Below are 23,601 nucleotides of genomic sequence, written 5' to 3'. Positions count from 1 at the left end.
GGCCCGAAAGAAAGGTAGGAGGCCATGACGAAAGGTCTGCACGTGCCTTCCGAGATCGGCAAGCTCAGGAAGGTCTGCCTGCACCGTCCCGGCGACGAGCTCCTCAACCTGCCGCCCGACGAGCTCGAGCGACTCCTGTTCGACGACGTCCCGTTCCTGGAGGTCGCGCAGCAGGAGCACGACACCTTCGCCCAGATCCTGAGGGACCAGGGCGTGGAGGTCCTCTATCTCGAGAACCTCGTCGCCGAGGTGTTCGACCAGGTCCCCGGCGCCCGCGCCGAGTTCACCGACCAGTACATCGCCGAGGCCGGCATCCGCGGCCAGCACATGCCGCAGATCGTCCGCGAGAAGCTGGACTCCATCGAGGACAACCTCGAGTTCGTCAAGAAGACCATGGCCGGCATGACCAAGTCCGAGATCGACATGCCCCTCACGGCCTCCACGACCCTCGACTCCCTGGTCAACTCCGAGTCCGAGTCCGACCTGATCATCGACCCGATGCCCAACCTCTACTTCACCCGCGACCCGTTCGCGGTCGTCGGCGAGGGCGTCAACCTCAACCGCATGTACTCGGTCACCCGCAACCGCGAGACCCTGTACGGCAAGTACGTCTTCAAGTACCACCCCGACTACAAGGACGTCTCGCTGTACTTCCGCCGCGACTGCCAGTTCCACACCGAGGGCGGCGACGTGCTGAACATCAACGAGAAGACCCTCGCCGTCGGCATCTCCCAGCGCACCCAGGCCGCCGCTATCGACGTCATGGCCCAGAACATCTTCTGGAACTCCGACTCCAAGGTCGAGCGCATCCTGGCCTTCGACATCCCGGTCTCGCGCGCCTTCATGCACCTCGACACGGTCTTCACCCAGATCGACGTCGATAAGTTCACGATCCACCCCGCCATCATGGGCACCCTGCGCGTCTACGAGCTGACCGCCGGCAAGAACCCGGGCGACGTGAACATCCGCCTGATCGAGGACACCCTCGAGCACGTCCTGGAGGACGCCACCGGCGTCGACCAGGTCAAGCTGATCCCCTGCGGCGGCGGCGACCCGATCGCGGCCTCCCGCGAGCAGTGGAACGACGGCTCCAACACCCTGTGCGTCGAGCCCGGCAAGATCTGCGTCTACGCCCGCAACACCGTCACCAACGACGTGCTGTACAAGGAGGGCCTGGACCTTCTCGTCGTGCCCTCCGCCGAGCTCTCCCGCGGCCGCGGCGGCCCGCGCTGCATGAGCATGCCCTTCTGGCGCGAGGACCTCTAGGGTCTTCTAGGACCCGTACAGGTCTTAATACATACATCTAGCTGCCATTAGATGTCTCCCATTGGGGCGGTGCGGGTTTTCGCGCCGCCCCAATCTTGTATGAGGAACGTCAACACGGTTGGATGACTGCTTTTGTAAGGAGCTTGGCCATGGACATCAAGACGATTGGCGTTGAGGAATGGCTCAACGTTTGGGAGAAGAGCGCCACGTGGGACATCGCCCAGTCGACGATCTCGTCGCTCACCATGGGCGAGCTGCGCGCGCTCGATGAACAGGACGGCGCCACGTTCTACGATCGCCTGGACCGCGAGAAGATGAACTACGGCTGGATCGAGGGCTCGCCGGAATTTAAGGCCGAGGTTGCCAAACTGTATCGTCGCGAGGTCAATCCCGACCACATCTTGCAGACCAACGGCTGCACGGGTGCGAACCTCAACGCCATCATGGCCGTGGTCGAGCCCGGCGACCATGTGATTGCCGAGTGGCCCACCTATGCGCCGCTCTACGAGATTCCGCGCACGCTGGGCGCCGAGGTCGAGTACTGGGAGCTTCGCGAGGAGCTCGGCTGGAAGCCCGATATCGAGGAGCTTAAGCGTCTGGTTCGACCCACCACCAAGCTCATCTGCATTAACAACGCATCGAACCCCATCGGAACGGTGCTCGATGCCGATACGCTCGGCCAGATTGCCGAGATCGCCCGCTCGGTGGGCGCCTTTGTGCTTTGCGACGAGGTGTACCTGCCGCTGGAGAACACCGAGGCCTTTATGTCGATGGCCGACGTGTACGAGAAGGCCATCGTCACCAACTCGGTGTCCAAGACCTATTCGACTCCTGCGGCACGCGTGGGCTGGGTCGTGGCAGACGAAGAGATATCCAACCGTATCCGCACTTATCGCGATTACACCATGATCTGCGGCGGCGTGTTCAACGATGCCCTGGCAACTTATGTACTCGAGCACAAGGACAAGATTCTCGAGCGCAACCGCAAGATCGTGTTTGGCAACCGCGATATCGCGCAGGCTTGGATCGATACGCAGCACCGCGTTTCCTGGACGGCCCCGCAGGGCGTGTCCACCTCGTTCATCCAGCTGGATATTCCCGAGAACGACGAGGAGTTCTGCAAGCGCCTGCTGGCCGAGAGGGGAGTGCTGTTGGTTCCCGGTAGCCGCTTTGAGCTTCCCTGCGGCGCACGCCTGGGCTACTGCGCGAGCGAGGACGTTCTGCGCGAGGGTCTGAGGCTTTTGGACGAGGCACTGGCGGAGTTCGATCGCTAGGATTCCGACGGCTCTCAAAGCCGCTCAAATCTGCCTGCGATTATCGATAACAGACCCGTTTCCCATGAAGGGAGCGGGCCTGTTTTTCTATACCGAGAAGTCAAGTTGTTACAAATGGAGCCGTAAAGCGAGACGGTATCCGCTGGGCCTTATACTGAGTTTCCGGTGAACGGTATCAAGCGTCTGGTAAACGGTAATTTATTTACCAGAAATGAATAGGACAAACTTTTTTCTGAATAAAAATGAAAATGGTTGAGACACGGTATGAACCGCTAATTCTATTCATAGCTTTATTGGAAATATGCAATATGAGGGTGGTTTAGCAAAGTTTAGTTCCATTTGATTTTAGGATTGAAAACGCGTTTAAGCACGTAAATACGCTTTATTAAGATGAAGTGTGCCATGCGTGAAGTATATGTGTATGCCGTTCACCCCCTATAAAAAACCGTTCGGGGGCAAGGTGGAAGTATGAGCTGATTTTGGATATAAATATGTCGTCAGCAATAACGCCTCACACGGAGGGGCGCTAACGAATCGGCCCTGACAAGGGCCCGAAAGAAAGGTAGGAGGCCATGACGAAAGGTCTGCACGTGCCTTCCGAGATCGGCAAGCTCAGGAAGGTCTGCCTGCACCGTCCCGGCGACGAGCTCCTCAACCTGCCGCCCGACGAGCTCGAGCGACTCCTGTTCGACGACGTCCCGTTCCTGGAGGTCGCGCAGCAGGAGCACGACACCTTCGCCCAGATCCTGAGGGACCAGGGCGTGGAGGTCCTCTATCTCGAGAACCTCGTCGCCGAGGTGTTCGACCAGGTCCCCGGCGCCCGCGCCGAGTTCACCGACCAGTACATCGCCGAGGCCGGCATCCGCGGCCAGCACATGCCGCAGATCGTCCGCGAGAAGCTGGACTCCATCGAGGACAACCTCGAGTTCGTCAAGAAGACCATGGCCGGCATGACCAAGTCCGAGATCGACATGCCCCTCACGGCCTCCACGACCCTCGACTCCCTGGTCAACTCCGAGTCCGAGTCCGACCTGATCATCGACCCGATGCCCAACCTCTACTTCACCCGCGACCCGTTCGCGGTCGTCGGCGAGGGCGTCAACCTCAACCGCATGTACTCGGTCACCCGCAACCGCGAGACCCTGTACGGCAAGTACGTCTTCAAGTACCACCCCGACTACAAGGACGTCTCGCTGTACTTCCGCCGCGACTGCCAGTTCCACACCGAGGGCGGCGACGTGCTGAACATCAACGAGAAGACCCTCGCCGTCGGCATCTCCCAGCGCACCCAGGCCGCCGCGATCGACGTCATGGCCCAGAACATCTTCTGGAACTCCGACTCCAAGGTCGAGCGCATCCTGGCCTTCGACATCCCGGTCTCGCGCGCCTTCATGCACCTCGACACGGTCTTCACCCAGATCGACGTCGATAAGTTCACGATCCACCCCGCCATCATGGGCACCCTGCGCGTCTACGAGCTGACCGCCGGCAAGAACCCGGGCGACGTGAACATCCGCCTGATCGAGGACACCCTCGAGCACGTCCTGGAGGACGCCACCGGCGTCGACCAGGTCAAGCTGATCCCCTGCGGCGGCGGCGACCCGATCGCGGCCTCCCGCGAGCAGTGGAACGACGGCTCCAACACCCTGTGCGTCGAGCCCGGCAAGATCTGCGTCTACGCCCGCAACACCGTCACCAACGACGTGCTGTACAAGGAGGGCCTGGACCTTCTCGTCGTGCCCTCCGCCGAGCTCTCCCGCGGCCGCGGCGGCCCGCGCTGCATGAGCATGCCCTTCTGGCGCGAGGACCTCTAAGTCTTTCCGTTTCCGGTGCGGTCCCCCTACAACCGCACCGGCTTCGCCCGTTAAACGGGCAACACTGATACTTACGTAATTCATTTCTTCGAAAGGAATCGAACCATGGGTGTTAACCTCTCCGGCCGTAGCTTCCTCAAGCTTCTCGACCTCACCACCGAGGAGATCGAGTACCTGCTCAAGCTCTCCAAGAACTTCAAGGATATGAAGCGCGCTGGCGTTCCGCATCGCTATCTCGAGGGCAAGAACATCGTTCTGCTCTTCCAGAAGACCTCCACTCGTACCCGCTGCGCCTTCGAGGTCGGCGGCATGGACCTGGGCATGGGCGTGACCTATCTCGATCCCGGTTCGTCGCAGATGGGCAAGAAGGAGTCCATCGAGGACACCGCCCGCGTTCTCGGCCGCATGTATGACGGCATCGAGTTCCGTGGCTTTGCCCAGGACGACGTCGAGGAGCTCGCTGCTAAGTCCGGCGTGCCCGTGTGGAACGGCCTGACCACTGAGTGGCATCCCACCCAGATGCTCGCCGATATCCTGACCGTCCAGGAGAACTTCAACTACGACATCAAGGGCAAGACCCTCGTCTTCATGGGCGACTGCAAGAACAACGTCGCTCGCTCCCTCATGGTCGTCTGCTCCAAGCTCGGCATGAACTTCGTGGCCTGCGGCCCCGAGGAGTGCATGCCCGCCGACGACGTCATCGAGGCCTGCAAGCCCATCGCCGAGGCCAACGGTTGCACCATCAAGCTGACCACCGATGTCAAGGACGGCGTCACCGGTGCCGACGTTATCTACACCGACGTGTGGGTCTCCATGGGCGAGCCCGACGAGGTCTGGGCCGAGCGTATCGCTCAGCTCACCCCGTATCGTGTTACCTCCGAGGTCATGGCTATGGCCAACCCGGGCGCCATCTTCCTGCACTGCCTGCCCAGCTTCCACGACACCAACACCACCATTGGCGCCGAGAAGTGCGAGCAGTTCGGCATCACCGAGCAGGAGGTCACCGACGAGGTCTTCGAGAGCCCCGCTTCCAAGGTCTTCGACGAGGCCGAGAACCGCATGCACACCATCAAGGCTGTCATGTACGCCACGCTCAAGTAAGAGCATCTAGCATCTCGCTCGGGGTGTCTTGCTGCACACCCCGAGCGGCTTTGTCTGGTAAATATCTCGCACCAGGCGGCAGGCACGGCACGGAAGAGCCGCTTCGGGCGAGATCAGTAAATGATTTATGAAGGGGGGATGAGAACTATGACTGAGACCGCTAAGAAAAAGCGCGGTATGCCTTCATCGTTCACCATTCTTCTTGCTCTGCTGGCAATTGTCGCAGTGATTACCGTTATCGTCTCCGGCACGTCCGGTGGCGCGGTTACTGCCGCCCGTCTGAGCGATTTCTGCACCGCCCCGATTAAGGGCTTCGCTGACGCTCTGCCCGTCTGCCTCTTCGTTATGATCCTGGGCGGCTTCCTCGGCATGATGACCGAGACCGGCGCCCTGGACAACGGCATCGCCGTCCTGGTGCAGAAGCTTAAGGGTAATGAGATCATGCTCATTCCCGTGCTGATGCTCATCTTCTCCCTCGGTGGTACCACCTATGGTATGTGCGAGGAGACCGTTCCCTTCTACGCCTTGCTTGCCGCTACCATGATGGCCGCTGGCTTCGACCCGATGGTCGGTGCCGCCACCGTCCTGCTCGGCGCTGGCTGCGGCTGCCTGGGCTCCACGGTTAACCCGTTCGCCGTCGGCGCTGCCGTCGACGCTCTGACCGGCGTTGGCATTGAGGTCAACCAGTCCATCATCATCGGCCTCGGTGCCGTCCTGTGGATTGTTACCACTGCTATGTCCATCTTCTTCGTCATGAGCTATGCCAAGAAGGTCAAGGCTGACAAGGGTTCCACCATCCTGTCGATGCAGGAGCTCAAGGACGCCGAAGAGGCTCACGGCAAGGCTGCTTCCGAGGTTCACAATGAGGTCAAGCTCACCGGTCGTCAGAAGGGTGTTCTGATCGCCTTTGCCTTCACCTTCGTCGTCATGATCGTCGGCTTCATCCCGCTGGCCGACCTCAACGAGGGCGTCGCCAACTTCTTTGACGCTGGCGCTGTCTACGATGCCGACGGTAACGCCGTCGTCCAGGGCTGGTCTGCCCTGATCACCGGCCTGCCCATTGGCCAGTGGTACTTCGACGAGGCTTCCACCTGGTTCTTCCTCATGGCTGTCCTGATCGGTATCATCGGTGGCCTGTCCGAGAAGCAGATCGTCAACACCTTCATCACCGGCGCTGCCGACATGATGTCCGTTGTTCTCGTCATCGCCCTCGCTCGTGGTATCTCCGTCCTCATGGCTAACACCGGCCTCGACGTCTACGTCCTCGACGCTGCCGCCAATGCCCTGGCTGGCCTGTCCGGTGTGATCTTCGCTCCCATGAGCTTCCTGGTCTACTTCGGCCTGTCCTTCCTGATCCCCTCGACCTCCGGTATGGCCACCGTCTCCATGCCCATCATGGGACCGCTGGCTGTTAAGCTCGGCTTCTCGCCCGAGGTCATGGTCATGATCTTCTCCGCCGCCATCGGTGTCGTGAACCTGTTCACCCCGACCTCCGGCGCCATCATGGGCGGTCTCGCCCTGGCCAAGATCGAGTGGACGACCTGGCTCAAGTTTGCCCTTAAGCTCATCGTCGCGCTCTCCGTCGTCTGCGCCATCATCCTGACCGTCGCCTGCGTGTTGCTCTAAGTACCCAACGGGTACCCCACGGAAACCTTGACGATCCTGTAGAGGATCACCTGGTCATCGTCTGTCCGGCGGGGTAAACCCACCGGTAGACTCCTACCTTTAGCCCCCTTCCGTTCCGTGCGCGGGAGGGGGCGCACTTATGTTGCGCGGTTCTACGAACCGCGCAACCAGTCGACGCTGCGCGCCGCCCAGGACGACAATTTGTCATTCAAAAGGCAAGGCATGACCAGAAGGTCTATGCCTTGCCTTTTTCATGCCAACTTGTACGTCCTGGACGTCGCTCGCTGACTTATGCTCAACCTGCGACGTTTCCCTTGTTGGTGCAAAGGTGTCAGGTTACTTTGCACCATGCCCTCCTCTTTCACGTCACCTTGCTCGCTCTGGTGGGCTTTCGCTGACTTACGCTCCAGTTGTGACGTTTCCCTCGTTGGTACAAAGGTAACTGATTTGGGGTGGGGCTTTTTGGCTGTCCCTCGTTCATGGGCAGTCAAAATAGCCCCACCCAAAATTAGCCACCCCGGGTCCCCGGTGGTTGCGGTGGGCGTGTTTGGTTGGTGCCTGTTGATGGTCTGGGTATCGGGGAGGGCGGGCTCCGTTATAATCGCCTAGAACATTAAATGGAAACGGGACGGGAGCCATATATGCGCCAGGGTTTCGACAACGCGAAGTATATCGAGCTGCAGGCTGCTCACATTAAGGAGCGCATCTCACAGTTTGGTGGCAAGCTCTATTTGGAGTTTGGCGGCAAGCTGTTCGATGACTATCATGCGAGCCGCGTGCTGCCGGGTTTTGAACCGGACAGCAAGTTCCGCATGCTCAAGAGCATCGCCGACGATGTCGAGGTTATCATCGCGATCAACGCGAACCACATCGAGAAAAACAAGGCTCGTGGTGACCTTGGCATTACCTATGACGAGGATGTGCTGCGCCTGGTTGACCTGTTCCGCGGCAACGGCTTTGCCGTCGCGGCTGTGGTCATCACCCAGTACGCCGGCCAGCCTGCTGCCGATGTGTTCCGCAACCGCTTGAACGCGCTCGGTATTCCCGCCAAGCTGCACTATCCCATCGAGGGGTATCCGCACGATGTCGATCTGATCGTGTCCGACGATGGCTACGGCAAGAACGAGTTTGTCGAGACCACGCGTCCGCTCGTTGTCGTGACGGCACCCGGCCCCGGCTCGGGCAAGCTCGCTACTTGCCTCTCGCAGCTGTATCACGAGCATAAGCACGGTACCGCCGCCGGCTATGCCAAGTTCGAGACCTTCCCGGTCTGGAATCTTCCTCTGACGCATCCGGTCAATATTGCCTACGAGGCCGCCACGGCTGACCTCGACGACGCCAATATCATCGATTCGTTCCACCTTGAGGCCTACAACAAGACCACGGTCAACTACAACCGCGACGTCGAGGCCTTCCCGGTAGTCCGTGCCCTGATGGAAAAGATCCTGGGCAAGAGCCCCTACCAGAGCCCTACGGACATGGGCGTCAATATGGTCGGCTTTGCCATCACCGATGACGATGCCTGCCGCGACGCTTCCAAGATGGAGATTGTCCGCCGCTACTTTACCGCGGTCGAAAATGTGCGCCGTACCGGCGTGGGCGATGAGCAAGTCGACCGTCTCAAGATTATTATGAAGAAAGCCGGCATCGATAAGAACTACTCACCGGCGCGCTCGGCGGCCCTCACCAGGGAGCAACTGACGGGTGGTCCCGTGGGTGCCATGGTCATGCCCGATGGCTCCGTGGTGACCGGTAAGACCTCCACGCGCCTGGGCGCCGCAAGTTCGCTCATTATGAACGCCCTCAAGCACGTCTCGGGCGTCGACCTTGAGCTCGAGGTTATCAGCGATGAGGCGATCGAGCCCATCAGCAAGCTCAAGACGCATTTCCTGGGCAGCAAAAACCCGCGCCTCCACACCGACGAGACGCTTATGGCGCTGTCGATCACCTCGGCCACGAGTGAGACGGCCGCTCGCGTCCTTTCGGGCCTGGAGCAGCTGCGCGGTTGCGATGCCTTCTTTAGCGTGATTATCTCGCCGACGGACGAGACGGTACTGCGCAAACTGGGTATCAACGTGTGCTGCGAGCCCAAGTTTGAGCGCCGCGGTTTCTTCCATCGCTAAGTTTGAAGCACCGCGGTAATTGCATTGCATTTTGGCCGTATCGGGTTAGCGCCCGGTACGGCTTTTTGATCAATAAAGCGCCTATTTCGGCGAAAAATAGCTGTTTACCTGCCTAGAAACAATTTGAGCGGTATACAATAACCGTAACTGTTTCATCCTTAGCGGGATGCCGCATGATGGATATTACCTGCCATCGTGAGGTGTGTCGGTCGCGCACGGCGCGTTAGATGCTCGTGCTCGGTTTGAGGAGGCTGCTATGGCGGGCAAGGGTCGTGCGAGTGTCAACGATATGAAGCGTGTCGAGGTGCTGGTGTTGATGGAGATCGACCAGCAAACCGAAGACAATGGCGGGCCGTATGGTTTCTCGCGCAAAACGCTTGCCGAGCGCGTGGGGGTTTCGCCGTATCGTGTCCGCGCCGCAATCGATCGCTTGGATTCCGAAGGCATGATTGATGTCGTCTCGCGTTATAGCGACGACGGCGGTCAGCTTGCAAATGGCATTTGCCTCACCGAACGTGGCGAGTGGTATCTTGAGGGCGTCCGTACCGGCATGCTCGTTCAAGAAATGCTTGAGGACGAGGTTGCTGATCGATAGCAGCATGTAACCCTTGCCACAGCGACGCCGCCTGGGAAACCGGGCGGCGTTTTGTTTCAAGATTGAGAAATGCAATCGCACGCGAGAAAAATTGCGAACGGTCCGCGGCGCGAGTATTACAATGAAGACCCGTAAGATGTGGATAAACAACTTCTACGGGAAGCGCAGGTAACTCAATATGACCAAGCATGTGTTCGTAACCGGTGGCGTGGTTTCGTCCCTGGGCAAGGGTATCACCGCGGCCTCGCTGGGCCGTCTGCTCAAGTCGCGTGGCTACAAAGTAACGATGCAGAAGGCCGACCCGTATCTGAACGTCGACCCCGGTACCATGAGCCCCTTCCAGCATGGTGAGGTCTTCGTTACCGAGGATGGTTACGAGTCCGACTTGGACCTGGGTCATTACGAGCGCTTTATTGATGAGAACCTGACCCGCGATTCCAACTTTACGACCGGCGCCATCTATAAGAGCTTGATCGCCCGCGAGCGTCGCGGCGACTTTTTGGGCGGTACCGTGCAGGTGATTCCTCACGTCACCAATGCCATTAAGGACAAGTTCCGCCGCATCGAGGAGCAGACCGGCTCCGATGTAGTCATCACCGAGCTGGGCGGCACGATCGGCGACATCGAGTCGCAGCCGTTTGTCGAGGCCATCCGCCAGTACCGCAAGGAGGCCGGCCCCGAGAACGTCTGCTACATCCACGTGTCGCTCGTTCCCTATATCGCCGCCGCCCACGAGGTCAAGACCAAGCCCACGCAGCATTCCGTCAAGGAGCTCCGCAGCTTTGGCATCCAGCCCGATATCATCGTGCTGCGCTCCGACCACCATATCGATGACGCTATCCGCGGAAAGATCGCAAGCTTCTGCGACGTCGACACCGATTGCGTCTTTACCAACGAGGACTGCGCGAGCATTTACGATGTTCCGCAGCTGCTTGCCGAGCAGGACTTTGACCTGCGCATTTGCGAACGCCTGGGTCTGGATCCGCGTGAGCGCGACATGAGCGAGTGGAACGAGTTCCTGCGCAAACAGAATCACGCCAACCATCACGCCGACAAGGTGAAGATCGCCGTCGTGGGTAAGTACACGCAGCTGCCCGATGCGTACCTGTCGGTTATCGAGGCCCTGCACCATGCGGGCGTCTTCTACGATCGCCATGTGGACGTCCAGCTGGTCGACGGCGAGAGCCTCGACGAGCAGAATGTCTCCGAGGTTTTGGGCGACGCCTCGGGCATCCTGGTCCCCGGCGGCTTTGGCAAGCGCGCCCTGGAGGGCAAGATCCTCGCGGCCGAGTTTGCCCGTGAGCACAAGATTCCGTATCTGGGCATTTGCCTGGGTATGCAGGTGGCCGTGTGCGAGTTCGCCCGCAACGTCGTCGGCCTTGCCGGCGCCAGCTCCTCCGAGTTCGATCCGGACGGCCCGTTTAGCGTCATCGATCTGATGAGCTCGCAGGAGGACGTGACCGAGAAGGGCGGCACCATGCGCCTGGGCGCCTATCCGTGCAAGCTCGCCGCCGATACCCTTGCTCGCGAGGCATATGGCGAGGAGCTCGTCTACGAGCGTCACCGTCACCGCTTTGAGTTCAACAACGCCTTCCGTGACCAGCTCGAGGACGCCGGTTTGGTTATCTCGGGTCTGTCGCCCGACGAGCGCCTGGTCGAGATGGTCGAGCTGCCGCGCGACGTGCATCCGTGGTATGTGGCAACCCAGGCTCATCCCGAGTTCAAGAGCCGCCCGACCAACCCGCAGCCGCTGTTCCGCGAGTTCGTGCGCGCTTCGATCGGCCAGCACGAGGGTGTCGACCGTCTGCAGGTGACGCCCATGAACCTCGCTACGGACTAAGGGTGCCGGCGAATAAGGAACATACCGAAGCTACTCCCTCGTCGCTCGCCGTGGCGGCGGGGGAGTATCTCGATTACCTCGCGGTCGAGCGGGGTTTGGCGCGCAACACGATTGCGGCCTATCGTCGTGACCTGACGACGTACTGCGCCTATCTGGAGCGGGCGGGTATTGTGTCTTTTGAAGAGGTGACCCGTCAGGTCGTGGAGGGCTTTGTTGCCGACCGTCGCGATGGGGGCTATTCCGATGCCTCGGTGGAGCGTGCGCTTGCGGCCGTGAAGGGCCTGCATGCCTTTTTGGTGCGCGATGGGGCTGTGGCCCAAAATCCAACGGCGGCGTTGCGCCTGCCTAAAAAGGCTGAGCGTTTGCCGGAGTATCTATCGGTGGAGGATGTCTCGGCGCTGCTCGATCAAGACTTCCCCGAGGGCGAGATGGGCTTGCGCGACCATGCCATCTTGGAAGTGCTCTACGGATGCGGTTTACGTGTGAGCGAGTTGGTGGGGCTCGATGTGGGCGATATCCATATCGACGATGGCTTTGTGCTCGTTCGCGGTAAGGGCTCAAAGGAACGCCTGTCACCGCTGGTGGGAAGCGCGGCGCGAGCTCTGACGCTCTATGTAACTGAGGGGCGTTCTCGCTTGGCGGCCCATGCCCGCGGAACCGAGACCTCGGCGGTCTTTTTAAATAAGAACGGCCGCCGTCTGTCGCGCCAGGGCATTCATGCCATCTGTGAGCGCTGCGGGCGCCAGGTGGGGCTGGTGGGACTCCATCCCCACACGCTGCGTCACTCCTTTGCCACCCATATGCTTGCGGGCGGCGCAGACCTCCGTGTGCTACAGGAGATCTTGGGACATGCCGATATATCGACCACGCAGGTCTACACGCATGTCGACCGAACGCAACTGACCGAGGTCTATCTGGCGGCGCATCCGCTAGCACATCGCTAGCACCTCGCTGACCTGCATATTTATAAATATTAAATGGGACGGGCCCCAGATTGCCGAGACGCACTTTTGCGCGCATGGGCAATCTGAGGCCCGTCCCATTTTTCGCCAGACACCGACGCGGTGGTGGGCCGTGTGTACCGTGGGCGGGGGAGTTTGGGGGCGATGTGAACGGCGTGTAAAGGGACGTAAAAATCGCCTCAAGGTCAACTTGAAGGTTGAGGTTCGCGGGCGTGGTTCTACAGGTGGCATCACGCCTTTGCTGCAAACACAACATATTGTGTTTTCGAACATATGCTCGGGGGTGTTTTACAACATATTGAGGGTGGAGTGGTGGGGCGGGGTGGGGGAAGGGGTGGGGACAGGTGTTGAAAAATGGGGCGGTTCCCCATATTATTGATGACGTCGACAGGCGGGGTGGTTCCCCGCGTACGTGCCATCTGAGTAACCGAGGGGAGGGCGCACATGGGAATGACGGGTGCATACGAGCGCAATCTCGATGCAAAAGGTCGTCTATCCCTGCCTGCACCCCTTCGCGAGGAGCTTGGAGAGCACGTTCGCGTGTTCAAAGCCCTGGATGTCGATGCTCTGTACGTGTTCTCTGCCGAGGCCTTCGATAAGTGGGTCGAAGGACTCTTCGCGGGTCGTGAGGGCCACGAGGGTTTTAACCCGCGTGACATCAACGACCAGAAGCTCATGAGGGCGATCAACAAGCGCACCACGTCGATGGACGTGGACAGCGCCGGTCGTATCGGTCTTTCCGAGTCTCTCCGCAAGCAGGCGAACCTCGACCGCGAGGTCACGGTTGTGGGCAACTACGACCACCTTGAGGTTTGGGATCGCGCCGCGGCCGATGAGGACGATGACGATGAGGCCCTGCTGGACCTCTTCTTCTCGTAAGGGCAAGGCACGGGTAACGGATGGAGCGTGGGATCTTGACACAAGAATATCGGCATGAACCTGTCATGCTCGGCGAAGTGCTTGAGTCGCTGCGGCTAAAGAGCGGCTCCGTTGTCTGCGATTGCACCCTTGGCGGTGCCGGCCATTCGGTAAAGATGGCCGCGCAGGTGGGGGAGACGGGCCTTTTGCTCGGCGTCGATCAGGACGACATGGCCCTCGAGGCCGCTGGCGCCCGTCTGGACCGCGAGGTTCCCGGCGTTCCGCACCAGCTGCTGAAGGGCAACTTCGGCGACTTGGACGAGCTGCTTTGCTCGGCCGAGGTGCCCGGGGTCGATGGCTTCCTGTTCGATTTGGGCGTTTCGTCGCCGCAACTCGATATCCCTGGCAGGGGCTTTTCGTATAACGAGGACGCCCCATTGGACATGCGGATGGATCCGGGTAATAACACCTTAAACGCAGCTGAGGTCATCAACACCTATAACGAACACGACCTCGCCCGGATTCTACGCGTCTACGGCGAAGAGAAGTTCGCCTCGCAGATCGCGCGCGAGATCGTGCGCCGCCGCGAGCAAGAACCGATCGAAACCACCGGCCAATTTGTCGAGATCATCAAGGCGGGTATCCCGGCTGCCGCTCGTCGGCATGGTGGACACCCGGCCAAGAAAAGTTTCCAGGCCATTCGCATCGAGGTCAATCACGAGCTCGATGTGCTCGAACGAGGGCTTGATGCCGCCACCAGGTGGCTCAACCCGGGCGGACGTATCTGCGTCATCTCGTATCACTCGCTCGAGGACCGTATCGTAAAGAACCACTTTAAGGAGATGAGCCAGGGGTGCACGTGTCCGCCGGAGATTCCGGTGTGCGTGTGCGGCAACGTGCCGATACTCAAGGTCATCACCCGCAAACCCTTGGTTGCCCAGCCTGATGAGGTTGAGCGCAACCCTCGGGCGAGATCAGCCAAAATCCGCGTGGCGCAGCGTCTGTAGACGCGACCGCGCGATATTGGACCTCCCGCTCGCACCATAAACGAAGCTTAAACACACTACCAACGTACTCGGGATGGGAGGCGGCATATCATGGGCTACAACACTTCAAGCGCAGCACTCGCCTATGATATGAACGCCATGCCCGCCTATCGTGAGACGCCGCAGGCGCCCGTTGCTCCCCGTGAGCAGCGCGCGCCGCGCTTTGATGTCTACACGGGCGCGGGCCGTCAGGCAAACCAGGTGGTAAGCCCGGTTTTCATGAGCGTTCTTAAAACGTTTTGCATCATTGCGGCTATCTTCATGACGATCGGCGTCGCCCGCGTGGCGCTCGCCGGCGTTACGGCCCAGGTGCTCAACAGCAACGCCGAGCTTACCAGCACGCTCGAAAAGGCGACCGATGAGAGCTCCGACCTGGAGGTCATGCATTCGGTCTATGGCGCCGACACGCGCATTCGCGACCTTGCGGGCGCTTATGGCATGGTGGAGCCCAGCGAGAGCGTTACACTTGACTTTTCGCAGGATGCAGCCGCGGGCGCCAACGCGACCGCGACCGCTCAGTAGCAAGACGGTAGCTGAGTATGACAAATGACTATCGCCGCGGTTCCGATGGGGGCCGCGGTTCTGGACGTCCCTCGTCGCGGGGACGTTCTGGTTATCAAGGAACGGGTCGGCAATCTTACAACGCCGGGCAGTCCCGTGGCAACGACCCGGCGTCGCGACTTCGCGGCTCGGACGGCCCTCAAATGCATAACACCAGGTCGCGCAAGAGTTCGTCGACCGAATGGCTCACAGGCACGCCTCTGCCTCGCCGCAAAGCCATCATGGGCTTCATCGGGCTTGGTTTGAGCTTGGGCGTCTTTCGCCTTGCCGACTATCAAATTGTCGAAGCCGATAAACTGCGCGAGCGTGCCGATGCGCGCCGCCTGCTTGCACAGACCCTCTATGCCAAACGCGGCACCATCTACGACCGCAACGGTAACGTGCTGGCGTCGTCGGTCGAATGTCGCAACATCGCCGTGAACCCGCAGCTTGTCGAGGATGTTGACAAGACGGTGTCGGCGCTGGTCAAGGCAACTGGAATCGATAAAAAGACCTGCCGCAAGCTCGTCGAGTCCGATGGCACCTGGGTGTATATCAAGCGCCAGGTGGACGAAGACGATGCTGCGGCGCTGGAGAAGAAGAACCTGCCCGGCGTGCTTTTTGAGCAGGCCATGAAGCGCGTATATCCATACGGCAATCTGGCATCGCAGGTGCTGGGTGTAGTGAATGTAGACAACGACGGCTTGACGGGTCTCGAAAAGCAATACAACAAGCTTCTGACCGGCACGAATGGTACCCTCGTGCGCGAGCGCGCGAGGGACGGCAGCTATATCGCGGGCGGTGCCTATAAAAAGGTGGCTGCGGTCGACGGCGTTGACATCGTGACGACGCTCGACGTCAATATGCAGCGAGCGGCTGAGGATGCTTTGGCGGAGGCTGTCGAGAAGACAAAGGCCAAGAACGGCTCGGCTTTGGTCACCGACCCCACGACTGGTGAAATTCTCGCCGCCTGCTCGTACCCGACCTACGACCAGACCGATCTGGAAAACGCCAAGACCGAGGATATGAACTTGCGCCTGGTCACCGACGCCTACGAGCCCGGCTCGGTCTTTAAGACGCTCGTGGCGGGCGCCGGCTTCGACTTGGGCGTCGTGCGATCGAGTACGTCGTTTGAGGTGCCGGCGAGCATCAAGGTGGGTGACGATACCGTCACCGATGCCGACAAGCGCGACTATGCCATGACCATGGATGTGCGCGAGATGATGCGCCGTTCGTCCAACGTGGGCTTTGTCCTGGTGGGGCGCAAGATCGGTGCGGATGACTTTGCCGCCTATGTGGACAAGTGGGGCATAGGTCACAGCTCCGGTGTCGATTTTCCGGGCGAGAGCCTGGGCATCGTCAAGGAGCGTGACCAGTATGACGGCGCCACGCTGGGTTCGATGAGCTTTGGACAGGCGCTGTCCGTCTCGCCGATTGAGATCGCACGTGCCGTGGGCGGCATCGCCAACGGCGGCGTGATGATGACCCCGCACTTCTATAAGTCCAGCAAAGGCGACGAGAAGGACTGGGGCGAAGGCGAGCGCGCGATTTCGGAGGACGCCGCATCCCAGGTGACATCGTGCATGCAGACGGTCGTGTCCGAGGGAACGGGCGTTGGCGGCGCGGTTGACGGCTATGACGTGGCGGGTAAGACCGGTACGGCCGAACGTGCCGACGAGAACGGCGGCTACCTCAAGGAGAACTACATGTCGTCCTTTATGGGCTTTGCACCGGCACAATCGCCCAAAGTGCTGTGCTATATCACGCTCGACGGAACGCCGAGCGGTTCAGATGCCGCTGCGGTGCCGTTCCAGTCCATTATGGCCAACGCGCTCGACGTGCTGGGTATCCCGCACACGAAGTAGGGGGTTACAATCTTTGGGGCGTTGTTTGTTGTCCCATATGAGGGTGTTCACATGCCCTGCACCACGCATGTGCGGCGCTGGGATACAATACGCCGATAGCATTATTAGGTTTACAGGGGAGCTGCAATGATAGAGATCGCCGTCAACAACCTCGCGGCCGCAACAGGGGCCCGAACCGTGACGGGAGAAGCCGATCGGGTATGCCGCGGGTGCGTTATCGACTCGCGCCAGGTCGAGGAAGGGACGATTTTCGTCGCCTTTCCCGGTGAAAACGTCGACGGCAATGATTTTGCTTCCCGTGCCGTCCAGTCGGGTGCCGGCGCCGTCGTGATGACGCGTGAGCCCGAGGCCGAGCTGGTCTCGCTGGCGCAGGACAAGGGGTGCGCCATCCTGCTGACCGATGATCCCGAGGAGTTTCTGCTGCGTTTGGCGCACACGTATCGCCTGGAGCTTGGCTGCCTGGTCGTTGGTATTACCGGTTCCATCGGCAAGACGACGACCAAGGACGTGCTCGCCGCCGTGCTCGCCAAGCGCTATCGTGTCTGGGCCACCAAGGGCAATTTCAATAACCTGATCGGCATGCCGCTCACGGTGCTTTCCGCTCCGGCCGATACCGAGGTCCTGGTGCTCGAGATGGGCATGAACCATTTCCACGAGATTGGGCGCCTGTCCCAGTCCGCCAATCCCAACCTTGCCATCGTGAGCAAGATTGGTACCTCTCACATCGGCATTTTGGGCAGCCGCGAGAACATCGCCCGCGCTAAGGCCGAGATTGTCCAGGGTATGTGCGCCGCCGGCGACTTCTTGCCGCTGCTGGTTTTGGGCGGTGAGGACGACTTTACGCCGTTCATTCGCGATACGTTCGCCCAGCCTGCTGGTATCGATGTGATGCTGGCCGGCGTCTCGGACGATGATGAGGTCCGTGCCCGCGACATTCGTGTTGATGACGAGGGCCGTCCGGTCTTTACGCTCGATTTTGGCCAGGGTGAGACGACCGATACCATGCTTGCCATCCCCGGCGTGCAGTCCGTCCCAAATGCCGTTAAGGCCGCCGCAGTTGCCTATCGCCTGGGCGTGACGCCCGAGCAGATCGATGCTGCCTTTAGGGGCCTCACGATCACCGGGCACCGCCAGGAGATCAAGCGCGCCAAGAGCGGTGCCCGCGTCATCGACGATTCCTATAACGCCAGTGCCGAATCCATGGCTGCTGGCCTCGATCTGCTGTGCTCGCTTTCGTGCACGGGGTCTCGCATGGCGATCCTGGGCGAGATGGGCGAGATGGGCGATGAGGCTCCTCGCATGCATGAGCTCGTGGGCGCCTATGCCGCCGCCAAGAAGCTCGACATGCTGGCGTGCGTGGGTGGTGAGCTGGCCCAGCTTATGGCCGATGCCGCGCGCATGATGGGCATGGACGAGGACCGCATCCAGGTGTTCTCCGATTATCAGCAGGTGCTCGACCGCATGGGCGGCGCGCTTGAAAAACATGATGTTGTACTGGTCAAGGGTTCCCGTTTTGTTGAGCTCGACCGCTTTGTGGAAGGTGTGTGCTAGCCCATGTTCGGCAATCCCTCGTATCCAACGTATCAGGCTTTTTTGGGGCTTGGCATCGCCGCTGCCATTGCGCTGCTGCTCATGCCGTGGTGGATCAAGCTGCTCAAGGTCGAGGGTATCGGCCAGCAGGTTCGTGCCGACGGCCCCAAGCGTCATTTGGTTAAGCAGGGAACGCCCACCATGGGTGGCGTTGTCATCCTCGTCGCGATCTCGCTGACCTGCCTGCTGATGGGCAAGCTCACCACCGAGCTCGTGCTCGTGCTGCTCGCCACGCTGGCGACCGGCGTGCTGGGCCTGATCGACGACCTGACCTCCGTTACGCACGGGCGCTCGCTCGGTCTGACGCCTCATGCCAAGATGATCGGCCTAACCATTATCTGTGTCACCTTTACGGTACTTGCCGTCAACTGGTGCGGCGTCGCCCCCGAGATTCGTTTTCCCGGCGGCCTGACGATTGACCTCGGTGTTCTTTCGACCACCATCTGCGGCCTTTCGTTCCCGTGGCTCTACATTGTCTTTTGCTGGCTGATGATCGCCGGTCTTTCTAATGCCGTGAACCTGACCGATGGCCTTGACGGTCTTGCTGGCGGCACCTCCATGATCGCCATGCTCGCCATGGCTGCCATGGCGTTTTTGCACGGAGACGTGAACCTGTCCATCTTCTGCACCGCGTGTGCCGGTGCCTGCTTGGGCTTTCTGTGGTTCAACTGCTATCCGGCGAGCATCTTTATGGGCGATACCGGCTCGCTTGCCCTGGGCGCCGCGTTTGCCTGCACGTCCATCATGACCAACACCGAGGTCGTCTCCCTCATCATCGGCGGCCTGTTTATCGTTGAGACCCTGTCGGTCATGATTCAGGTTGTCTACTTCCACTTTACGCACAAGCGCGTCTTCCTTATGGCGCCCATCCATCATCATTTCGAAAAGAAGGGCTGGGCCGAGACCAAGGTCGTCATCCGTTTTTGGATTATCGCTGCGGCCTTTGGTGCCGTTGGCCTTGCTTTGTTCTTCCAGTTGGGATAGTGGTCTTTCATGCCTCTTGCTGATGTCTTTAGCCTGCTCGTTTTGGGTCAGGGCAAATCCGGTCTCGATGTCGCCCGCTGGGCGCTGGCAAATCCCGAGCGCGTAAGTGCCGTTACCGTGTATGGCGGTGGCACCTCTGAGCCCAATGACGCCACGCGTGCGCTCGAGGCTGCTGGTGCGTCGTTTGTCTATGGGACCGAACAGGTCGAGGGCGCCTATGACGTGTGCGTGACATGCCCGGGTATTTCGGAGTTCTCGTCCTTCTTTAAGGCGGGGCGTGAGCATGCCGCTCAGATTATGGGCGAGCCCGAGTTTGCCTATCGCTTGTCTCCCCAAAATTGGATTGCCATCACGGGCACCAACGGCAAGACAACTACCACGTCGCTGACTGATTATCTGCTCAAGGCCGCCGGTGAAGCCAGCGTGGCCGTCGGCAATATCGGTGAGCCGCCCGTGAACGAGATCGACGGCCGCGCACATAATGAGTGGTTTGTGGCCGAGCTGTCGAGTTATCAGATTGCTACGACCGCCGAGCTTCATCCTCGCGTGGCGGTGCTGCTCAACATCACGCCCGACCACCTGGGCTGGCACAAGAGCCACAAGAACTATGCGCTTGCCAAGATCAAGTTGTTCGAGAATATGGTCGACGACGACCTCGTGGTTATCGACGTTGAGGATGCCGGCATCCATGAGTTCGATGAGTACATCTACATGCCGGGCCGCCGCATCTGCAAGGTCGCTTTTGACGAGCCCGAGGGTGCAGACGCCGCCTTTGTGCGCGACGGCAAGTTGGTCGTCCGCCTGAAGGGCGTCGAGACTCAGCTTGTCGCCACTTCCGAGCTCAAGATCTCGGGCCATCACAATGTCATCAATGCCCTATGTGCTGCCACGGCTGCTTTGGCCGTCGGTGCCGATCCCGAGGGCATTTGCCGTGGTTTGGCATCGTTCCAGCCGCTGGAGCACCGCGTTGAGCCCTGTGGCGAGATCGATGGCGTGCGCTACGTCAACGATTCCAAGGCGACTAACACCGATGCGGTCGAGAAGGCACTGACGGCATTTCCCGATGACGACGTGATCTTGCTGCTCGGCGGCCACGATAAGGGTACGCCGCTTGCGGACTTTGCCCGCGTCGTTATGGACAACGTGCGCTCGGTCGTTTGCTTTGGCGATGCGCGCGAGCGCTTTACCGCCGCTATGGACGAGGCCGATGTCGATGGTGACGTGGATATCGCCCAGGCGGATGACCTGCGCGATGCCGTGGACGTCGCCCGTTCGCTGTCGAGCCGTGGCGACGTGATCTTACTTTCTCCTGCCTGCTCTTCGTTCGATGAGTTCTCGGGCTATGAGGAGCGCGGCCGCGTGTTTAAGGACTATGTGGCCCAGCTTGCCGCTGCGGCGAAATCGCAAATGGAATAGGGGTTGCCGGTGAGAGAGGAGAGCCCCCGACAAGGTATGAGGAGGCCCGACTCGGACCGTGCTTCCTCGCGGCGCAGCACACCGCGTTCCGGTCGCGGCGGGCAGACGTTTAGCGAACGCTATATTGCCGGCGTTCCCGCCCGTATCATGCGCCCCCGTTTGATATTCATGGCCTGCCTGTTTACCTTGGTATGCTTTGGCCTGCTGATGGTGTACTCGGCGTCTTCGGTCGAGGCGCTGCACGAGAATGGCTCGGCGACGTTTTTTCTGTTTCGACAAGCCGCGTTTGCCGGAGTTGGCGTGCTGGCTATGGTTGCCATCGTGCGCATCTTGCCGGACAGTTGGTTTGGGGAAGACGTGCTCAGGATCTTCCTCATAGGCATGATAGGGCTACTGTTTCTGGTGTTCTTGGTGGGCAGCGGCAGCCGTGGCGCCACGCGCTGGCTCAACATTGCCGGCATTCAGTTCCAGCCTTCCGAGTTTTTAAAGCCATTTGCCATTGCGTATTCGGCCATCATGCTTGATCGTTTCTTTTCGCCCGGTGGCAACATCAACGAATTCCTTCGCAAGATGGGCATCTACTTGGGCATTTCGCTCTTTCTGATCTTTATCCAGCCCGATTTCGGTACTGTCCTGATCATCCTGTTGACCCTCATGTGCATGGCGTTGTTTGCGGGTCTCGACCCCAGATTTATCATCGGCGTGCTAATCTTCGGCATTCTCGTGATTGTGATTGCGCTTGTTGCAGAGCCGTACCGTATGGTGCGTATTCAGGTTGCCTTGAACCCTTGGGCCGACGAGTATGGTGACGGCTATCAGGCTACGCTTGCCATCATGGCCTTTGCCTCGGGCGGTCTGTTCGGCCGTGGCATCGGCAACTCAACCATGAAGTACTCGTATCTGCCCGAGGCGCACAATGACTACATCCTGGCCATCATTGGCGAGGAAGTCGGTTTTGTCGGAACCGTGCTGTTCTTCTCGGTGTTTGCGATGCTGATCTATTCGGCGTTTCGCATTGCCGAGCAGGCGACCGATCGTCGGGGCGCGCTTATGGCGTCTGGCTCCGCGGTCATTCTCGCGGTGCAGTTTTTGATTAACGCGTTGGGCATCCTCAACGTGTTTCCCATGACGGGCAAACCGTTGCCGTTTATTAGCTACGGCGGTTCGTCGATTATTGTGTCGCTTATGCTTGCCGGATTGATCCTGCGCGTTTCGTACGAGAGCGCCCGTCGCGATGAGTACGACCGTCGCCGCGAGAGCTTTGCCGTTATGGATGAGAGTACCGCTGGCGTGCCCCACGTGCGCGGCGAGCGATCTTCGCGTAACGGTTTTACCGTCCTGGATGGCTCTGCGACCGAGCCGGCAGTCCGCCCGCGTCAGCGAACGGCGCCGCAAGGTCGTCCTCAGCGCCCCAGCCCTCGCAACGCGGGCGGCGGATATAATCGAATCGATTTGAACTCGGACCCGTCGGCGCGTCTGCGCACCGACGACCAGGGACCGCGTGTACGAAGGGACTACCATGACCGATAAGATGACCGTTGCTATTGCAGCCGGCGGCACGGCAGGACACATCAACCCCGCGCTCGCCTTGGCCGAAGAGCTGCGTGATCGTGGCCACCACGTTGTGTTCGTGGGCCAGTCGCGCAAGCTCGAGGGTCGTCTGGTCCCCGAGGCTGGGTTTGATTTTGTGCCCATTACGGTCACTGGCTTCGACCGCTCCCGTCCTTGGACGGCGCTGACCTCGCTGTGGCGCGTCAACAAAGCCAAGCGTGCGCTCGCCAGTCATTTCTCAAAGGTCGGCAAGCCCGATGCCGCCATTGGTTTTGGTGCCTATGTCGAGGTTCCGCTGCTGGGGTGGTGCAAGGGCGCGGGCGTTCCGTATCTGCTGCATGAGCAGAACTCTGTTCCGGGCCTGGCCAACAAGATGATGAACTCCCACGCCGCCCGCGTGTGCATCTCGGTGCCGGCAGCGCGTTCGGTCTTTGAGCGCGAAGGTGACCCTGACCACGTGCTCATGACCGGCAACCCCGTACGTCGCTCGGTGATCGAGGGCGATCGCGCTCGCGGCCGCAAGGCACTTGGCGTTCCCGAGGACGCTACGCTGCTGCTCGTCTTTGGCGGTTCACTTGGCGCCCAGCACCTCAACGAGCGTGTGGCTTCGCTCAAAAACGAGCTGCTTTCGCGCAAGAACCTCTATGTGTTGCATTCGACGGGTGCCGACGGCTTTGAGGAGACCGAGCGCGCTTTGGCGCTGACGCCCGAGGAGGCGAAGCATTACCGCGTCCAGCCTTACATCGACAACATGGGCGATATGCTGGCTGCTGCCGATTTGGTGCTCTCGCGTTCGGGCGCATCGAGCGTGGCCGAGATCGCTGCACTCGCCGTGCCTTCGGTGCTCGTGCCGTACCCGCATGCGACGGCCGACCACCAAACCACCAATGCCCGGTATCTGGTCGACGCCGGGGCCGGCGTGCTCTGCGCCGATGCCGATATCGACGGTTCTGCCTTTGCCGATGAACTGCTGCACCTGGTCGATGACGCGGCGGCGCGCGATGCCATGCGTCAGGCGGCGCGTGGTCTGGCTCAGGATAGGGCCGCCGCTCTTCTGGCGGATGCGGTAGAGGGTTTGCGTTAGTTAGACGGGATATCGTCGGTCGCCCTCGCGCTGATGCGGTAGGTGCGGTACAGTTAACGGGTTACA

At 60.3% G+C, this 23,601-nt stretch carries 18 protein-coding genes; all 18 read left to right on the top strand.

Features of this window, described 5'->3' with window-relative positions:
• Positions 1-24 precede the first annotated feature (24 nt).
• The 18 genes from arcA (I2F59_RS01230) to murG all read left to right on the top strand — a co-directional run bounded on the left by arcA (I2F59_RS01230) (position 25) and on the right by murG (position 23,535).
• Positions 25-1,266, top strand: a complete 1,242-nt coding sequence (gene arcA, locus I2F59_RS01230) for an arginine deiminase (RefSeq protein ID WP_006234281.1) — start codon at positions 25-27, stop codon at positions 1,264-1,266.
• 149 nt (positions 1,267-1,415) lie between these two features.
• On the top strand, positions 1,416-2,540 hold the full coding sequence (locus I2F59_RS01225; RefSeq protein WP_195502942.1) for an aminotransferase: 1,125 nt from the start codon (positions 1,416-1,418) through the stop codon (positions 2,538-2,540).
• A 572-nt stretch (positions 2,541-3,112) separates the two neighbouring features.
• Entirely contained in the window at positions 3,113-4,354 is a 1,242-nt protein-coding gene (gene arcA / locus I2F59_RS01220) for an arginine deiminase (RefSeq protein ID WP_006234281.1), read from the top strand.
• A 105-nt stretch (positions 4,355-4,459) separates the two neighbouring features.
• Complete coding sequence (gene argF, locus I2F59_RS01215) at positions 4,460-5,455, top strand: ornithine carbamoyltransferase (RefSeq protein WP_006234279.1); 996 nt, start codon at positions 4,460-4,462, stop codon at positions 5,453-5,455.
• A gap of 138 nt (positions 5,456-5,593) precedes the next feature.
• A complete protein-coding gene (locus I2F59_RS01210) occupies positions 5,594-7,081 on the top strand; it encodes a YfcC family protein (protein WP_373094151.1) in 1,488 nt (495 codons plus the stop codon).
• Positions 7,082-7,722: 641 nt separating this feature from the next.
• The gene (locus tag I2F59_RS01205) at positions 7,723-9,204 is read left to right on the top strand and encodes a DUF1846 domain-containing protein (RefSeq protein ID WP_006234276.1); all 1,482 of its coding nucleotides are present in this window, start codon (positions 7,723-7,725) and stop codon (positions 9,202-9,204) included.
• A 256-nt stretch (positions 9,205-9,460) separates the two neighbouring features.
• The gene (locus I2F59_RS01200; RefSeq protein WP_161115922.1) at positions 9,461-9,799 is read left to right on the top strand and encodes a helix-turn-helix domain-containing protein; all 339 of its coding nucleotides are present in this window, start codon (positions 9,461-9,463) and stop codon (positions 9,797-9,799) included.
• A 178-nt stretch (positions 9,800-9,977) separates the two neighbouring features.
• The gene (locus I2F59_RS01195) at positions 9,978-11,639 is read left to right on the top strand and encodes a CTP synthase (RefSeq protein ID WP_055286060.1); all 1,662 of its coding nucleotides are present in this window, start codon (positions 9,978-9,980) and stop codon (positions 11,637-11,639) included.
• Between the two features lie 2 nt (positions 11,640-11,641).
• On the top strand, positions 11,642-12,583 hold the full coding sequence (gene xerD, locus I2F59_RS01190) for a site-specific tyrosine recombinase XerD (protein WP_195502941.1): 942 nt from the start codon (positions 11,642-11,644) through the stop codon (positions 12,581-12,583).
• 462 nt (positions 12,584-13,045) lie between these two features.
• A complete protein-coding gene (locus tag I2F59_RS01185; RefSeq protein ID WP_006234269.1) occupies positions 13,046-13,480 on the top strand; it encodes a division/cell wall cluster transcriptional repressor MraZ in 435 nt (144 codons plus the stop codon).
• Positions 13,481-13,500: 20 nt separating this feature from the next.
• Entirely contained in the window at positions 13,501-14,466 is a 966-nt protein-coding gene (gene rsmH / locus I2F59_RS01180; protein ID WP_006234266.1) for a 16S rRNA (cytosine(1402)-N(4))-methyltransferase RsmH, read from the top strand.
• Between the two features lie 90 nt (positions 14,467-14,556).
• Positions 14,557-15,027 carry a hypothetical protein gene (locus I2F59_RS01175; RefSeq protein WP_195502940.1) on the top strand — a complete coding sequence of 157 codons (471 nt, stop codon included), beginning with the start codon at positions 14,557-14,559 and terminating at the stop codon, positions 15,025-15,027.
• Positions 15,028-15,209: 182 nt separating this feature from the next.
• Complete coding sequence (locus I2F59_RS01170; RefSeq protein ID WP_324249573.1) at positions 15,210-16,910, top strand: peptidoglycan D,D-transpeptidase FtsI family protein; 1,701 nt, start codon at positions 15,210-15,212, stop codon at positions 16,908-16,910.
• Between the two features lie 126 nt (positions 16,911-17,036).
• On the top strand, positions 17,037-18,461 hold the full coding sequence (locus tag I2F59_RS01165; protein WP_195502939.1) for a UDP-N-acetylmuramoyl-tripeptide--D-alanyl-D-alanine ligase: 1,425 nt from the start codon (positions 17,037-17,039) through the stop codon (positions 18,459-18,461).
• A 3-nt stretch (positions 18,462-18,464) separates the two neighbouring features.
• Positions 18,465-19,484 (top strand): phospho-N-acetylmuramoyl-pentapeptide-transferase, encoded by a 1,020-nt coding sequence (mraY, locus tag I2F59_RS01160; RefSeq protein WP_006234262.1) that lies wholly within the window; start codon positions 18,465-18,467, stop codon positions 19,482-19,484.
• Positions 19,485-19,493: 9 nt separating this feature from the next.
• A complete protein-coding gene (gene murD, locus I2F59_RS01155; RefSeq protein ID WP_195502938.1) occupies positions 19,494-20,900 on the top strand; it encodes a UDP-N-acetylmuramoyl-L-alanine--D-glutamate ligase in 1,407 nt (468 codons plus the stop codon).
• A gap of 36 nt (positions 20,901-20,936) precedes the next feature.
• Entirely contained in the window at positions 20,937-22,430 is a 1,494-nt protein-coding gene (ftsW, locus tag I2F59_RS01150; protein WP_195502937.1) for a putative lipid II flippase FtsW, read from the top strand.
• On the top strand, positions 22,420-23,535 hold the full coding sequence (murG, locus tag I2F59_RS01145) for an undecaprenyldiphospho-muramoylpentapeptide beta-N-acetylglucosaminyltransferase (protein WP_161144734.1): 1,116 nt from the start codon (positions 22,420-22,422) through the stop codon (positions 23,533-23,535). The genes ftsW and murG overlap by 11 nt, the downstream gene beginning before the upstream one ends.
• The last annotated feature ends 66 nt before the right edge of the window (positions 23,536-23,601 follow it).

It is taken from the genome of Collinsella aerofaciens (assembly GCF_015556945.1).
In the GTDB taxonomy this organism is placed as follows: Bacteria; Actinomycetota; Coriobacteriia; order Coriobacteriales; family Coriobacteriaceae; genus Collinsella; species Collinsella aerofaciens_AO.
This window is presented reverse-complemented; position numbering and strand designations above follow the sequence as displayed.